At 46.6% G+C, this 16,822-nt stretch carries 11 protein-coding genes; 8 read left to right on the top strand and 3 right to left on the bottom strand.

The genetic code is table 11. The features are described 5' to 3' along the window. Window positions 1-97: 97 nt before the first annotated feature. A complete protein-coding gene (locus tag L9Q39_RS10370; protein ID WP_237484993.1) occupies window positions 98-991 on the bottom strand; it encodes a LysR substrate-binding domain-containing protein in 894 nt (297 codons plus the stop codon). 101 nt (window positions 992-1,092) lie between these two features. Here L9Q39_RS10370 and L9Q39_RS10365 point away from each other — a divergent pair, with 101 nt between their 5' ends. The 4 genes from L9Q39_RS10365 to recD all read left to right on the top strand — a co-directional run bounded on the left by L9Q39_RS10365 (window position 1,093) and on the right by recD (window position 11,510). Further along, window positions 1,093-2,064, top strand: coding sequence for a TDT family transporter (locus tag L9Q39_RS10365; protein ID WP_237484992.1), 972 nt, complete (start codon window positions 1,093-1,095; stop codon window positions 2,062-2,064). 103 nt (window positions 2,065-2,167) lie between these two features. Beyond that, a complete protein-coding gene (recC, locus tag L9Q39_RS10360; RefSeq protein ID WP_237484991.1) occupies window positions 2,168-5,668 on the top strand; it encodes an exodeoxyribonuclease V subunit gamma in 3,501 nt (1,166 codons plus the stop codon). Window positions 5,669-5,724: 56 nt separating this feature from the next. Next, on the top strand, window positions 5,725-9,363 hold the full coding sequence (recB, locus tag L9Q39_RS10355; RefSeq protein ID WP_237484990.1) for an exodeoxyribonuclease V subunit beta: 3,639 nt from the start codon (window positions 5,725-5,727) through the stop codon (window positions 9,361-9,363). Then, window positions 9,363-11,510: an exodeoxyribonuclease V subunit alpha gene (gene recD / locus L9Q39_RS10350; RefSeq protein ID WP_237484989.1), complete on the top strand. Its 2,148-nt coding sequence runs from the start codon at window positions 9,363-9,365 to the stop codon at window positions 11,508-11,510. The genes recB and recD overlap by 1 nt, the downstream gene beginning before the upstream one ends. Before the next feature lie 68 nt (window positions 11,511-11,578). Here the strand turns inward: recD and L9Q39_RS10345 are convergent, their stop codons facing one another. Beyond that, complete coding sequence (locus tag L9Q39_RS10345; RefSeq protein WP_237484988.1) at window positions 11,579-11,758, bottom strand: hypothetical protein; 180 nt, start codon at window positions 11,756-11,758, stop codon at window positions 11,579-11,581. A gap of 432 nt (window positions 11,759-12,190) precedes the next feature. Beyond that, window positions 12,191-13,522: an amino-acid N-acetyltransferase gene (argA, locus tag L9Q39_RS10340; RefSeq protein ID WP_237484987.1), complete on the bottom strand. Its 1,332-nt coding sequence runs from the start codon at window positions 13,520-13,522 to the stop codon at window positions 12,191-12,193. A 205-nt stretch (window positions 13,523-13,727) separates the two neighbouring features. Between argA and L9Q39_RS10335 the strand changes: the two genes are divergently transcribed. From L9Q39_RS10335 to csdE, 4 genes are all read left to right on the top strand, one after another. Next, window positions 13,728-14,147: a DUF2850 domain-containing protein gene (locus L9Q39_RS10335; RefSeq protein ID WP_237484986.1), complete on the top strand. Its 420-nt coding sequence runs from the start codon at window positions 13,728-13,730 to the stop codon at window positions 14,145-14,147. A gap of 126 nt (window positions 14,148-14,273) precedes the next feature. Then, entirely contained in the window at window positions 14,274-15,380 is a 1,107-nt protein-coding gene (gene mltA, locus L9Q39_RS10330; RefSeq protein WP_237484985.1) for a murein transglycosylase A, read from the top strand. A 75-nt stretch (window positions 15,381-15,455) separates the two neighbouring features. Beyond that, window positions 15,456-16,268 carry a tRNA cyclic N6-threonylcarbamoyladenosine(37) synthase TcdA gene (tcdA, locus tag L9Q39_RS10325; RefSeq protein WP_237484984.1) on the top strand — a complete coding sequence of 271 codons (813 nt, stop codon included), beginning with the start codon at window positions 15,456-15,458 and terminating at the stop codon, window positions 16,266-16,268. 7 nt (window positions 16,269-16,275) lie between these two features. Continuing rightward, a complete protein-coding gene (gene csdE / locus L9Q39_RS10320; RefSeq protein ID WP_237484983.1) occupies window positions 16,276-16,710 on the top strand; it encodes a cysteine desulfurase sulfur acceptor subunit CsdE in 435 nt (144 codons plus the stop codon). Window positions 16,711-16,822: the final 112 nt, after the last annotated feature.

Below are 16,822 nucleotides of genomic sequence, written 5' to 3'. Positions count from 1 at the left end.
TACTGGCTTTTTATACATAGGTTGACTGTAAATGTCCAGCTAGCCACGTCGGTAAGTCTAGCCATTACTCAGTTTGCGGTTTATTTCACCGCTCGCTTTACTGAGCTTGCCACTGCTGGCAAAAATCGAGAAAGCTCTTTAGCAGTGGACTGCGGTATTTATCTTTGTGTACTAGCAGCCAAAAGTGTCGCTCCGTTTCAAGATCAAGGGCAATAGATTTGATGCGCCCATCAGCAATGGCGGCATTGGCAGCATGTTGTGATAGGCAGGCAAATCCTAACCCCGCTGAAACACTGTTGACAATCGCTTCTGTGGTATTGAGTTCAAAGCTCAACTGCCAATCCTCGATATGGGGCGCGATATTGGAAAGGAAAAACTCTCGGCTGCCTGATCCTGTCTCTCGCAAAATCCAATCACTGTGTGTCAGTTGCTTAAGGTTTTCTTTCGCGCTGGTTGTGGTTGGGTAGTCCACTGCCGCCACGATACACATCTGGTCACTGCTAAATGGAAAGCTCTCCAGCTCTGGGTTGGTCGCTTTACCTTCAACGATGCCAATATCCAGTTCATAGTCGATAATCTTTTGGCAGATTAGCGCAGTATTAGAGATAAACAACTGCTGTGCTTTGTGCTGAAACTGCTGGCGAAAATCACTCAATAGATAGGGGGCAATATGGTTGCCGATGGTATCACTCGCCCCAATTCTGATCTGACCCCGATAGCTATGCTCATCATTGAACAGCGTTTCGATCGTTTTTGCTCTATTGAGCAACTCATCCGCGAGAGGCAGCAGTTTTTGTCCCTCTTGATTAAGTATCAATCGATTATTGACCCGATCAAACAGAGGATGACCAAGCTGCTTTTCTAATGAGCTCAACGATAAACTGACTGCCGCTTTTGAAGTGAATAAGGTTTCTGAGGCCGCTGTCAGTGTTTGATGCTGAGTGACAGCAACAAACACTCTTAATTGTTTGAGTGAGATATGTGGATTCATGTTTTGTTATATTAAACGTTAGGTAAAAAAATACGAATTTAACTAAACAATAGCAGAGAGTACACTAGCTCGCATCCATTTCAGTACAGGTAGAGCAAAATATGTGGGTTAGAAAGTTCGCTTTAATACATCACGGTTTCAGACAAGCGCCAACACCCATGGCGGGATTGGCACTGGCGATTGCCAGTCTGGGTTGGTGCTGGGACAGTGCATTTGATTTACACCACTTTGTAAAGTGGGGGACGGCGCTGACGGCTGCTGCTTTACTCGCGGTACTGGCGTATAAGTTTGTGTTTCATTACTCAGCATTGCGAGAAGAATTAGCGCACCCAGTTGTCGGTAGTGTGGTGCCCACTTTTGCTATGGCTTGCATGGTGGTATCGAATAGCGTGGTTGAGTTTTCTCAATTGGCGGGAGATGCCATCTGGTTGGCTGCCATTGCCTTACATATCAGCTTCTTATTAAGCTTTTGTTATCACAGAGCTAAACAGTTTGAGCTTGCCCATATGGTGCCGAGCTGGTTTGTGCCTCCGGTTGGCATTATCGTCGCTGACGTTGCCTTTACAGGTAACCCTGCGTTGCGTCCAATTGCGGATTTTACCCTTTACTTCGGTTTGCTCGCTTACGCGATCATGCTACCCATGATGGTTTATCGACTCATCTTTAGTCATGAGATCCCCGATGCGGCTAAACCAACGATTGCCATTTTAGCTGCGCCTGCCAGCCTTTCGTTAGCGGGTTATTTGAGTGTAAGTACGCAGCCTTCTTTGTTGTTGGTGGCACTGCTGTTTGGCATTGCGGTTTTGATGACTCTGGTGATTTATTTCGCTTTTATCACCTTGTTAAAACTGCCTTTTAGCCCAGCTTATGCGGCGTTTACCTTTCCTATGGTGATTGGTGCCACGGCACTGTTTAAGCTCTCATCTTTATTGGAGACACTCAATTTTTCTGGTAACGGCGCAGAGCAAGTCTGGTGGTTAGCGGCAATAGAATTGACAATCGCAACGCTGGTGGTCGGTTATGTTTCCGTGAGATACCTACAAGCTTATGTGTTCAAGGCAAGAGACAAATAATTAGTTTACAGTATGTCATTTGTTTTTAGGCGAACTCCCTAAGCAGCAACGATAAGAGTGTGGTAATCTTGAAGTAATTTCAATAGTTATAGGCACATTCCCAGTGTTTACCGTCTACCACTCTAATCAAATTGATTTGCTAAAAACGCTGCTTATTGAATTGGTCAAGCGTGACCCGCTGGATAATCCATTTTCAGCAGAAAATATCCTTGTTCAGAGCCCCGGCATGTCGCAATGGCTGAAAATGTCGTTGGCAGAAGAGTTAGGGATTGCCGCCAATATTGAATTCTCATTGCCTGCGAGCTTTATCTGGGATCAATTTGTTGAAGTGCTGGGAGATATCCCAAAGCAGAGTGCATTCAGCAAAGAGTCACTCACTTGGAAGATCATGCACTTATTGCCCTCGCACCTTAAAAATGAAGTGTTTGCGCCGCTGACTCAGTATCTTCAAGATGATGAAGACGGCGCGAAATGCTACCAGTTGGCTGAAAAAATCGCCGATATTTTCGATGGTTATCTGGTTTATCGACCTGAGTGGATCTTAGCTTGGGAGTCTGGTGAACAGGTCGCTGAGTTGGGTGATGAACAATTATGGCAATCGACGCTGTGGCAATCTATTTACGATCACACGCTGGCGTTAGGTCAGTCTCCTTATCATCGAGCCAATCTTTATCAAGACTTCATTGACACGCTTGAGCATTCTGCACTGCCAGAATCGGTGCAATTGCCCAAGCGTCTGTTTGTGTTTGGTATTTCTTCTCTACCGCCGCGTTACTTGGATGCTCTAAAAGCATTGGGTCAGCATATTGATGTGCATTTGATGTTTACCAACCCGTGTCAGTTCTATTGGGGTGAAGTGCGTGACCGAAAATATCTGGCTCATTTGGCACTGAAAAAACGCAAACAATTGACCGACTTGGCGCTACCGGAAGATGACAATCAGTTGCCTTTGGTTGAGCAACTGAAAGGCGATATTGAACAAAATATTGATGATGAACTGCATATCAGCCAAGTCGGTAACGGTTTGTTGGCGTCGATGGGGAAATTGGGACGAGATAATCTGTATCTGTTGTCGCAAATGGAAGCCAATGAAATCGTCGCTTTTGCCGAGGTGGAGCGCAATTCACTGCTGCGTCATATTCAGGCGGATGTACTCAATTTGGAAGAGCATCAAAATGACCATGTGCTGGACAACTCCAACCACAAATTAACCATAGAGCGCGATGACCGCTCGCTATCGGTTCATGTCTGCCATAGCCCAATGCGTGAGGTTGAGGTATTGCATGACCGATTGCTTGAAATGTTCGCCGCCGATCCAAATCTAAAACCGCGTGATGTCATCGTGATGGTGGCGGATATCAATACCTATAGCCCTGCTATCTCTGCGGTGTTTGGTAACGCCAGTGATGAACGCTATATCCCGTTTTCTATTTCTGACCGCACCGCTGACAAAGAGTCGCCTTTGCTCAATGCGTTTAATCAGCTGCTTATGCTGCCGGAGAGTCGCTGTTCCAACAGTGAACTCCTGTCTCTGCTTGAGGTGCCGGCGGTGCTCGCCAAGTTTGACCTGACCGAACACGAATTTTCGGTGATTAAAGAGTGGGTCGAGGAGGCGCATATTCGCTGGGGATTAAACGCCGACACCGCGACAGAGTTTGAGCTGCCCAGCCTTGAACAAAACTCTTGGGTATTTGGTTTATCCCGAATGCTGGCGGGTTATGCGATGACACAAGAGCTCGGTTTGTTGACCACTGAAGAGAGCGTGATCGCCCCGTACGAACAGACTCAAGGTATGCAAGCTGAGACCGTCGGTAAATTGGCTCAATATATTGATACCGTGATCCAATATCGTAGCAAGCTCAATCAGGTCGTCGATGTCGAGCAGTGGCAGCAGATCATCAATCAGTTGTTGGTGGATTTCTTTGCGGTTGAATTGGAGGGTGAGGTTGTCGTTAAATCGATACAAGATACGGTGGCTGGACTCAAGACTCAGTTGCAACAAGCGCAGTTCTCTCAACCGTTATCACCGACCATTATTCGCGACTACTTTGCCAATAAACTGTCTGGTGTGCGAGTTAGCCAACGATTCCTTGCCGGACAAGTGAACTTTTGTACCTTGATGCCAATGCGCTCGATTCCTTTTAAAACGGTGTGCTTACTGGGAATGAACGATGGGGTGTATCCAAGGAGTATTGCACCAGAGAGCTTTGATCTGATGACCGGTAGAAATCGCGCCGGGGATCGCTCGCGTCGTGATGACGATAGATATCTCTTCCTTGAAGCGATGCTGTCGGCACAAGAGAGCCTTTATATCAGTTATGTGGGGCGTTCAATCCAAGACAATAGCGAAAAAGTGCCTTCGGTTCTGGTGTCAGAGTTGATTGAATATTGTCAACAAAACTACTGTTTGAGCGCCGATAAACACCTTGATGTCGATGCCTCAGCCAGCAAACTGATACAGCATTTAGTCAGCGATTATCCCATGGTGCCGTTCAGTGCTAATAATTACCTTGTCGTCGATGAAGCACAACATGAGCCAAACTATTCTAGTTATGCGAGTGAGTGGTTAGCTACCGCCGAGCGTCAAGCGCAAAACACACCGCCAACTGCAGCCAATAATGTGATCTTTAAGCTGCCACCGATCGTTTATTCTCAGCACGAGGTGGAGTTAGAACTCACCGAGCTGCAACGCTTTTGGCGTTTGCCGGTGCAGTATTTATTTAATCGCCGCCTTCAAGTCAATTTTGATCAGCAGAGTTTTGCTATCGAAGAGGATGAGCCATTCGCGCTCAACAATCTAGAGAGCTTCAAACTAAGACAAGCGCTGTTGCAAGCGATAGTGAAATCGCCGGCAGAGGAGTTAACTCACCTGATTGCCGAGTTCACTCAGCAACAGAAAGCACAAGGACAGTTGCCGGTGGGCAGTTTTGGTGATCTGGAGTTAGCAGGCAATATTTCCCAGACCACAGAGCTAGCGGAAATGATTCGTCCTTTGACCGCTAATGAGCAGCCGGATATCGAGGTGATATTCAATACCAGTATCAATGGCATTGATGTCAAACTGCAAGGCTGGGTCAAGCAGGTGTATGGCTCTGGTTTAGTGCGTTACAGAAGTGGTCGCTTGAGAGGTCAAGACTATTTGAGTGCATGGATTGAGCATCTGCTGGTTGCCGTCAGTGGCAGCAGTCGAGCAACGCATCTACTGGCTTATGATAAAAAAGAGGGCGTGGTTCACCGTGTATTACCGAAAATTGATGCCGAAACGGCTAAGCAGCACCTGACTAAATTGCTGGAATACTATTTCTCAGGTTTAGATCAGCCTTTGGCCTACTTCCCAGAGACAGCAATGGACGGAGTTCAGGCTAATATGGTTAAGGGGCAATGGACACCGAATCAAGAGAAAATGCTTAGCAAGATGGCAACCCGTTTTAACGGTGGCTACAACATGACGGGTGAAGGTGCCAATCTCTATATTGCTCGCGTGTGGTCGCAATGGAATGATGAGTTAGCACAAGAGAGTATGCGAATGACGCAATGGGTACTGGAGCCAGCGGTCACTTACAGTGTGACCCGTGAAGATTATTATTCTGCGGGACAATCGTAACATGGGTGTTTTTTTGATTTCGTCGTTTTTCAGCTTTAACTGTAAGAGTGAATATCATGTCCGATAAGCCTTCACAGCAACCAACTCCTTTGCAAACCATGTCGTTTCCTCTGCATGGTGCGCGCTTAATTGAAGCCTCCGCGGGGACGGGAAAAACGTTCACCATAGCGGGTCTATATTTACGTCTGTTGCTGGGGCATGGTTGCGATAACAGTCGTCACCAACAGCCGTTAACCGTTGACCAAATTTTGGTGGTCACGTTCACTGAAGCGGCAACGGCTGAATTGCGCGACCGTATTCGTAAACGTATTCACGATGCCCGAATCGCCTTTGCCCGCGGCAGCAGTAATGACCCTATTATTGAACCTCTGTTACAGCAGGTCACCGATCATCGCTTTGCGATGCAAGCCCTGCTACAAGCAGAACGCCAAATGGACGAAGCCGCGGTTTATACTATCCACGGATTTTGCCAACGCATGCTGACACAAAATGCGTTTGAATCGGGTGCGCGTTTTAACAACGAATTTATTACCGATGAAAGCCGCTTGAAAGCCCAAGTCGTGGCGGATTTTTGGCGCAGCCATTTTTACCCATTGCCACCTGAACTCGCTCAACAAGTTCGTACCATCTGGTCGACCCCATCCGCTCTATTAAGTGATATTTCGAATTATTTAACCGGATCAGCGATTAACATCACCGGCGCCGTTGAGCCCGATGATCTGTATCAGTTGCATCAAGAGTATCTGGTTAAGATTGGCAAAATTAAATCGCTTTGGGTGGAGGCAGCCTCAGACGTTGAAGCGGTGATCAACGCCTCTGGAGTGAATAAAAAGAGCTACAGCAAGCGCTATTTACCTGCTTGGATTACGGCGGTAACCGCTTGGTCGAATACGGAAACCAAGGACTATTACCTCCCTGATCAGTTAGAGAAATTCTCGCAACAAGTGTTAGCGGATAAAACCAGCAAAGGCGAGGTTCCTGAGTTACCGGTATTCGCTGCCATTGATGAGCTGTTAGAGACGCCACCGGAGTTGAAAAACCCACTGATGATGTTGGCAATTCGCGAATGTCGCGAGCGTCTGCGTAAGGTGAAAAATGCCAAGCAGTGGCTCTCTTTTGATGATTTGCTCAGTCACTTATCCGCCGCATTCGACCAACCGAGTGGCGACTTGTTAGCGGACAAGATTCGCAGTCAATATCCGGTGGCGATGATCGATGAGTTTCAAGATACCGATCCACTGCAATACCATATTTTTAGTCGTATTTATCTCGACAATCCTGAGTGTGGTTGGTTTATGATCGGTGACCCTAAGCAGGCTATCTATGGCTTTCGTGGTGCGGATATTTTTACCTATATCCAAGCCCGAAATCAGGTCAGCGATCACTACACCTTGGGCACCAACTGGCGCTCTACTGACGGGATGGTGCAGGGGGTCAATACGCTGTTTAAGCAGTCTCAATCTCCATTCCTTTATGATGATGACATTCCTTTTTATCCGGTTAATTCTAGCCCCAAAGCTCATCTGAACCATTGGGAGAGAGCTGGTGAAAAACAGCCAGCGATTGAATTTTGGTTGCAGCAAAACGATAAACCCGTTGCAAAAGGGGAATATCAGCAAACCATGGCGGAGGCGACCGCAGAGCATATCGCGACGCTTTTAGCGCAAGGCGATAATCAGCAAGCACAGCTGGTGGAATCGAGTAAAGGTGAGCCGCGATACCAAGATATTCAAGCCAGTGATATCGCGATTTTGGTACGCACCGGTAATGAAGCCAAAATGGTCAAGCAAGCGCTTGCCTCTCGAAGGGTCGCGAGCGTCTATTTATCGAATCGCGATAGTGTTTTTGCCAGCGAGGTTGCGCGAGATATGCTGCGTTTGTTGATGTCCGTGTGGTATCAAGGGGACGAACGTCTGCTAAAAGCGGCGATAGCGACCGAGCTTTTTGACCTCTCTGCAGAGCAGCTTGACCAAATCAATAATGATGAAAATGTTTGGGAACAGTGGGTTGCCGAATTTAAACAGTATCGAGCGGAGTGGCAAGGTAAAGGCGTGCTACCGATGTTGCGTAAGGTGTTATTGCACCGAGCGCTAGCGATTCGCTTTCTGTCGCATACCATGGGTGAGCGCTGGCTAACGGATTATCTGCACCTCGCTGAACTGTTGCAGAGTCAGCGTCAAGAAGTCGAAAGCGATAGTGCGCTACTGCGTTGGTTTGGACAGAGGGTTGAAGATGCCCAGAGTGGGCAAAATGGTGATGACAGCTATATTCAGCGCCTAGAATCAGAGCGCAACCTAGTACAAATCGTCACCATCCATAAATCGAAAGGTTTGGAGTATAACCTGGTCTACCTGCCCTTTGTGGTCAGCTATCGCGAAGCTCAAGAGGCGAAGTTTTACGACGAGCAGCAAGGCTTAGCCACACTGGATTTAAAGAAATCGAAAGCGGCACTGGCGCAAGCTGACCATGAGCGCTTGGCTGAGGACTTGCGCTTGATTTATGTCGCCTTGACCCGCGCGGTGTTTGGCTGCTTTATCGGTGTGGCTCCGATTCGTAATGGACGCCAAGTCAAAGAGCCCACAGGCGTACATTGCAGTGCGATAGGGCACCTGATTCAAAATGGCGCAGAGCTTGGGGTTGATGGATTAGCGCAAGCGCTGGGCAAACTGGCTCAGCAGCATGATGGCATTAAAGTAACCGACGTGCCGCAAGTGAGCGACTTCCACTATCAAGCAAAACAGAGTCAGATACCGCAGTTAGAAGCCGCTAAGTTGACTCGCCATATTGACCGAGATTGGCGCTTTACCAGTTATTCCTCTTTGGTGAAGCAAGGTCATAAATCCAGTGACGAGCAAGTGTTTATTGAATCCGCAGGTATTGATATCGACTCGTCACAAGAGCAAGAGACGCTTGAGATTATCGAGCCAGAAAAGTCGATTTTTCACTTTCCAAAAGGAGCGCGACCGGGAACATTTTTACACACTATCTTCGAGGAAGTGGAGTTTACCGAACCAGCATCCAGTGAAGCCAATCAACAAATCATCACGGATTTATTGATCAAAGAACAGTACGAGTTGGAGTGGCTACCGATTGTCACCCAATTGGTCGACGATGTTATGAATACCTCGCTAGATGGGAAAGAGCTACGGTTAAAACATAAGGATAAAACCCAACGTTTGGTGGAGATGGAGTTCTTATTGCCCATCAGTTTGCTGCAAGCGCCGGTGCTGTCTCAAGTGATTAAAGCTCACGATCCCTTGTCGCAACAGACAGAGGACTTAGGCTTCTACCCAGTTAAGGGGATGCTGAAAGGCTTTATTGACTTAGTGTTTGAGCATCAAGGTAAATACTATGTTCTTGACTGGAAATCGAACTATTTAGGTGATGATGAGAGTTATTATTTAAACCATCAATTGCAGCATAGCATGGTCGATCACCGTTATGATTTGCAGTATCAAATCTATGCGCTGGCACTGCATCGTTTTCTACGAACCCGACTTGCTGATTACCGCTATGAACAACATTTTGGTGGGGTTTATTATCTGTTTTTACGAGGGATTAAACCGGGAGCTCAATCTGGTATTTTTTACACCAAACCGTCAGAGGCATTGGTCACTTCACTGGATAAATTAATCCAGGGCGAAGATGGCAACGCATTGCATCCCATGGATGAACCGACAGGAGTGAACGACTAATGTCCTTATCATTTCAATCACTGACTGAGTTAGTGCAGATCCTCTTTAACAAAAAAATCATTCGCCCGATCGATCTGCAATTCGCTAAGTTTGTGGCGTCTCTTGAACCCCAATATTCTGATGAAGTCACTTGGTTAGCGGCATTAACCAGCGCCCATTTTGGTCAGGGGCATATCTGTTTACAGCTTGAAAATCAGGGTGAGTTTGCATTACCCAGTGCCAAATTAATGGGGATTTATGGAGAAGCCGCGAAGGCGATCGATAACAAAATCGCCAGCATAGATTGGTTAGCGGTGATGGCATCTTCTCAAGTCATCAGTTGTCTTGAACCAACGCAGCATGTACAAGCTGACAAGCCATTGATGTGGCAAAATGGTCGCCTTTATTTACAGCGCTACTGTTTTTATGAGCAGAGCATCGCCAGCCAAATTCTTGCGATGGCACAGCCGATCGAGATGGACGCAGAGCAAGTCGCCACCATTGCAGAGCAGCTCAATCAACTATTTAAACGTCGTTATGATTTGCTGTATGCCGCAATCGTTGACAATATCGCCAGCGGTGGCAGCGCGGTGAGTCGTCAACAACTCGTCTGTGACCAGCTTGATGTCATTCAAGCCGACAGCATTCATTGGGGGGAGGTTGAGCATCTGATCGGCCAAGCCAATATTGAACAAGCCTTGCAACCGCTTGAGCAGTTGATTCCACAATCTGCCTGTTTTAATTGGCAGAAGGTAGCCGCGGCTGTGGCGTTAACTCGCCGTTTTGCGGTGATCTCCGGCGGCCCTGGTACTGGTAAAACCACAACGGTGGCCAAATTACTGTCTGCCTTGGTTTATCAGTCGAATCAGGTAGGTCGCCAGCCAGTGATTAATTTAGTGGCACCGACGGGTAAAGCCGCTGCACGCCTAACGGAATCTATTGGTCAGGCCGTCGGTGAGCTGCCAATTACTGATGATATACGCAAACAGATCCCGACCCAGTCCAGTACGATTCACCGTTTACTTGGCGCGATACCCGGACGAGTCGGTTTCCGCCACGATAAAGACAATCCGCTGCATTTGGATGTGTTGGTACTTGATGAAGCCTCTATGGTGGATTTGCCGATGATGTACCGCTTACTCGACGCTCTGCCTAGTCATGCGAGACTCATTCTGTTAGGAGATAAGGACCAGTTAGCCTCCGTCGAGGCAGGGGCGGTGTTATCAGATATCTGCCAGTTTGCCACCGAGGGTTACAGTAACGCGCAAAGTCGTATGATTGCCAACCTGACTGGACACGATTCAAATAAACTCACCGATTGGCAACCGACGCAACCACATTCAGCGATTGCCGATAGCCTCTGTGTGCTACAAAAAAGCTATCGTTTTGATGCAAGATCAGGGATTGGTCAGTTAGCGAAACAGGTCAATCGAGGCAACAGTACCCAAGCCATGAACGTCTGGGACAAGGGTTTTGCCGATATTGAGTGGCAAGCTTTGTCAGGAGATAGCTATACCACGCTGATTACGCGTCTGGCGGATGAATATCGCCACTATTTGACGTTGGCACGCCAGCCTCAACGCGATGTTATTGATCAATATCAGATGGATAAGCTAGCCCACGAAGCACTACAAAACTTTGCGCAAAGCCGTCTACTGTGCGCATTAAGAGAGGGGGATTTTGGTGTTGTTGGTCTTAATCAGCGTATCGAGCAAAGATTGCAACGTGTCGGTCAGATCTCTGTCGATAAAGACAAAGAGTGGTACATCGGTCGTCCCGTTATGGTGACGCGCAATGATGCTGCATTAGGCGTGTTTAACGGTGATATTGGTCTTTGTTTACAAGATCAAACAACCGCAGAGAGTAAGTTAAAAATCTACTTTGAGCTCCCCGACGGCAGTATCAAAGCGATTCTACCGAGCCGAATGCCGGAACATGAAACCGCCTATGCGATGACGATACATAAATCGCAGGGCAGTGAGTTTTCCCATACTTATCTGGTACTACCAACCGACATAAGCCCAATCGTAACCAAAGAGCTGATCTATACCGGGATTACTCGTGCCAAAAAACGCCTTACTTTGGTGGCGGAAACTGGGGTGTTTACCAAATCCATCAGACAGCAAACGATACGCCACAGCGGTTTGGGAATTCGTTTGCAGAGTTGATGGGGTAACTAAGCCTAGTTGAATATCAAGGCAGATCGCATAAGCCCCTCATTATGAGGGGCTTATCATTAATTCAGTACGTCAGAAAAAGAAATCTGGTTGATTCGATATTGTTGTTGATAAATTTCGATCAGACTTTTTAGATTGTCGCTTACAGGAAACACACAATGAACATTCAAACCTTCAAGCATTTGGTTTTCCGCCATATCCCAGAAGCTTTGAATCGAATTGCAAATAACAGTACGCATGTATAATTTTCTCAATTATTAAGTGATACATACGCCTCCTTGCCAAGATTTGCACCAAACTGTTTTCGTTACTAACAAATGTACCTAATAACAAATGTACCCAATAACAAAGCAATCTGCGTCACCCCAATGACTGAATCAGATTAATCAACTTGTATGGTCAGTTTTCGCGCAAACAATCGGTAAATTTCAATGCAACCAGACCAAAATCGTATCTGCGTCACAAAAATCCCTGAAATTTGCGTGAATATTAACCGCATAGTGTGAGGTTGTAAACATTATTAGTGTTTTATTTTTGAGATTTATACTACAAATTAAAATTGATTCGGTTGATATTTCAGGAATTTATATAACGCCCCTTTTTTCATAGAGGCGTTAGCTGTCATAGAGGCGTTAGCATGGGGTAAATGGCAGACAGAATATGAAATAGAATCAAATAGTTGCTTGTAGAATTTTTGAATTACGTTGAAAGTTGTATAAATCTTGCTTCGCAATAGGTAGCGACTCCAATCCGGTCTCCAAGAAACCTTGTTCTCTAAACCAGTGCAAACTGTGGGTGGTCAATACAAAGATCCTTTCAATACCCAAAGGCTTGGATTGTTGCTTCATATAGTTGAGTAGCAGTGCGCCTCTATTGCCGTCGCGGTAGTCAGGGTGAATGGCGACACACGCCATTTCCGCCATTTTCTCACTCAAGTAGGGATAGAGAGCCGCGCAACCTATGATTAAACCGTCTTTCTCAATAATAGTGAATTGACGGATTTCTTGTTCTAACTGCTCACGAGAGCGGCGTACTAATACGCCTTGTTCTTCTAGTGGGCGTATTAGATCAAAGATACCACCAATGTCGTCGATGTCGGCTTGGCGCACCTGTTCAGCACTAGCCATCACAATTTGCGTGCCGATACCATCGAGAGAAAAGAGTTCTTGAATCAGAGCACCATCAATTTTGTAACTAATAAGATGGCAACGAGGAACCCCAGCACGACACGCCGAGCGAGAGCCGCGCAGGAATCTCAGTGTGCCACTGGACTGATCTTCATCCTCTTTATGAGATAGTTGTTCGATCAGTTGACCTAATTCATTAGGAAACAACTCAGCAATCGCGTCACCATTTTGATCGAGAACCCCTTGCTCAGAGCAAAAGCCAATCAACTTGTCAGCATTTAGCTTAATCGCAACTTGCGTCGCGACTTCTTCGGACGTTAAGTTGAAAGTTTCGCCGGTAACGGAACCGGCAATAGGACCCAGCAAAACGATAGAACCTTGGTCGAGTACTCGGTTGATCCCGTTGACATCAATACGGCGGACTCGCCCGCTGTGACAGTAATCAATACCATCATCGACGCCGAGTGGCTGAGCAATAACAAAGTTACCACTCACGACATTGAGTTGATTGCCCGCCATTGGCGTATTGTTAAGGCTCATCGAGAGTCGCGCTGTTATATCGAGTTGCAATTTACCGGTTGCCTGCATCACAAGGTCGAGGCACGCTTCTGTCGTGACGCGCACGCCTTTGTGATAAGGGCAGTGACACTGGTGGAGATCCACGAGCTGATTGATCTGCGGTCTCGCACCATGTACTAGGATTAGCTTAACGCCCAGACTATGAAGTAGAGCGATGTCGCTGATGATGTTGGTGAAATTTTTATCATAGAAAGCCTCACCACCCAGCATAATGACCATGGTTTTGTTGCGGTGAGCATTGACATAAGGCGTAGATTGTCTAAATCCTTTTACTAGCGCTGTACTTCTGATTTTCACTTTACGACGTCCGGTGTTATTTATGTTGAAATAATGACTTTTTATTCAGAGTTGCGCAAGTGGAAATTCCATTTTAATTGCGCCTCCGGTTCAAGTCGTGGCAAACGGCAATAGTGATGAGGTTCGGGCTGTGTTAAATTAATGCGCGTATTGCTCAAATGTAAATATTGGTCAAATGTAAATTAAGCTAAGGTGAGAAATAAGAGTGAGTGACACGATGTCGTCAGTACCGAAAACAGCCTTGATTAAATGGGTTGAACGCGTGTTATTCATTCTGATATTGATTGGCACTGGCGTATTAATGTATCTATTTAGTGACCTCTATCAGCGCTACCAACTGCACCAAAACCCTGCTTCATCGGTCTATGGCACTTGGAAAGAAACCAACGTCGCCCCATTTGCTCAGGATTACTTTGTACTGAGTGAGGATGGTGTGATGATGGACAACCGCATTGTCACCACCAAATTTTCATTGGATAACGATATGATCAGCTTTGAGGTTGGAGGGTTACTGCATCAATATAAGGTGCTTAATCAATCCAAGAGCGAGATACGTCAACTCGCTCCTAAGCATTATCAACCTATCTATGAATTGGTCGGAAAACATAAACAAAATCTTCGTTAGCGACACAATAATTCGTTAGCGACACAGTAAATAGTGTCGGCTATTCTTGTCTTAGCGACTGATCTTTAAATCCACACTTTGCCTGATAAAGGCTACCCCGATCTTGATACAGGGAGAACAACAAACATGAAACCAATTTTGCCCATTGTGGCTGTGTTACTTATGGCGGGCTGTGCCCAAAATAGTGGTACTGAACACAGTGGTAATGAACGGGCTCAGCAGTATCTTGGGGAAGAATTTTCTCAGCCATTAAATAAAGCTGAGCAGATTGCATCGAATCAACCGAGAAACTTAAACGCGTTTGCTGGGCAGGCTCATGAGGTTTTGCAGCGTTCCCCATCAATGGCAAAAACCTATCAACCCCTTTATGAGCAGTTGCAAGCTTGGGTGGTCAATAGTGGCGATCCAAGCCAGCTGGCTAATTATGGTGTTCAAGCGGCTCAGTTAGGCGGTGGAGATAGCAAAGGCAATGTGCTGTTTACCGGTTACTTCTCGCCAGTGCTTGAGTTGCGCCATCAGCCTGACGGAGAATATCGTTATCCTGTCTATGGTCTTCCCCAGTGCACTAGTAACTGCCCGACACGAGCACAAATTTATGATGGAGCATTGGTTGGGCAAGGGTTAGAGTTAGGCTACGCTGCCAACCTTATCGATCCGTTTATTATGGAAGTGCAGGGCAGTGGCTTTGTTCATTTTGGTGATGATGACAGCTTAGAATATTTCGCCTATGCCGGAAAAAACAACAAGGCGTATGTCAGCATCGGCAAGGTGTTAATTGAGCGCGGTGAAGTACCTAAAGAAAAGATGTCGCTTAAGGCGATCAAGCAGTGGGTAATGCAACAAGATCCCATGACGGTACAAGCTCTGTTAGAGGAAAACCCATCGTTTGTGTTTTTCCAGCCTAAGCAAGCGGCACCGGTGACAGGATCGGCAGGTATTCCATTACTGCCAATGGCATCAGTGGCGGGAGATAGAAGTTTGTTCCCGATGGGGACACCTATTTTGGCGGAAGTACCGCTGCTAAATGCGGATGGATCTTGGAGCGGTACTCATGAATTACGTTTATTGATTGTGCTCGATACTGGTGGTGCAGTGAAAGGCAATCACTTCGATCTCTACCATGGCATGGGAGAGTTTGCGGGGACGCAAGCGGGTCACTACAAGCATTTTGGTCGAGTCTGGAAGCTAGGTTTAGAGAACTCGCCAACCCAAGACCCGTGGATTATGCCTTAGAGCCGGTAGAGGTGTTGATCTTTTTAAAAAGAGTGCGTATAAATCGCACTCTTTCTTTTTTAGCTAGGTACTCACATGAAACATCTTAACCAGCCTGCTTCCGAGAGCTATGACCAGCGATTTGGTGGGACGAGACGTTTATACGGAAGTAATGAAGTTGATATTTTGCGCGCGGCACATGTCTGCGTTGTGGGTATCGGCGGTGTGGGTTCTTGGGCTGTGGAAGCACTGGCACGTACAGGTATTGGAGAGTTGACCTTGATCGATATGGATGACGTTTGTGTCACCAATATCAATCGTCAAATCCATGCCATGTCTGGTACGGTTGGTCAGAGTAAAATTGAAGTCATGGCGGAGCGCGTCAAGCTGATTAACCCTGAGTGTCAGGTTAACTTAATTGATGACTTTATCACGCCAGACAATGTGTCCGACTATATCTCAAAAGAGTTTGATTATGTGTTGGACGCCATTGACAGCATAAAGCCCAAAGCGGCGTTGCTGGCTTACTGCCGTAGCAATAAGATCAAAGTGATCACCACAGGCGGTGCGGGCGGACAGACTGATCCAACCCAAATTAAGATTGCTGATCTCACTAAGACGATTCAAGACCCGTTAGCGAAAAAGCTCAAAGATACCCTGCGACGTCATCATAACTTTAGTAAAAACCCTGCGCGTAAGTTTGGTATTGACTGCGTATTCTCGACGGAGCAGTTGCAATACCCACAAGCGGATGGGTCAGTTTGCGGTGTTAAAGCCACGGCAGAGGGTCCAAAGCGTATGGATTGTGCCAGTGGTTTTGGTGCAGCAACGGTGGTGACCGCCAGCTTTGGCTTTGTAGCGGTTTCTCGTATTGTGGAAAAATTGATTCAAAAATACAGTCAGAAGTAGGTCGTTTATGCCAGACAAACAACATCCATTCGGTTATGAGATCACCGCAGAGACAGTTACTCAGACCATGGCGAGCTTCAAAGGGTGGGAAGACCGCTATCGTCAGGTGATTCAATGGGGTAAACAACTCCCTCAATTGGACGCGGAGTTTAAGCACAATGAATTTACGGTCTCGGGCTGCGAAAGCTCGGTTTGGTTGCTCACTGAGTTAGTCGATGGATGCTGGCATATTAAAGCCGATTCCGATGCGCGTATTGTGCGTGGTTTGATAGCGATTGTATTGGCCGCATATGAGGGTAAAACCTCGCAACAGATTTTGGAATTTGATATTGACGGCTATTTTGACACCTTACAATTAATCAACCACCTGTCGCCAACCCGCGGCAATGGTTTAAAAGCGATAGTGGAGACGGTCCAGTCTCAAGCGAAAAACGCAAAATAACCCATTCGTGGGTAAGACCATTTTTTTGTAAAACGGGTTCTTTATAAAAAAAGCCTTTGTAACCCCGTTCCTCCGTAGCCCTATTCCTCTGTAGAACCACTCCTTTGTAGAT

Source organism: Vibrio hippocampi (assembly GCF_921292975.1).
Lineage (GTDB): Bacteria > Pseudomonadota > Gammaproteobacteria > Enterobacterales > Vibrionaceae > Vibrio > Vibrio hippocampi.
Note: the sequence above shows the minus strand (reverse complement) of the source record. Positions and strands in the feature narration are given on the sequence as shown.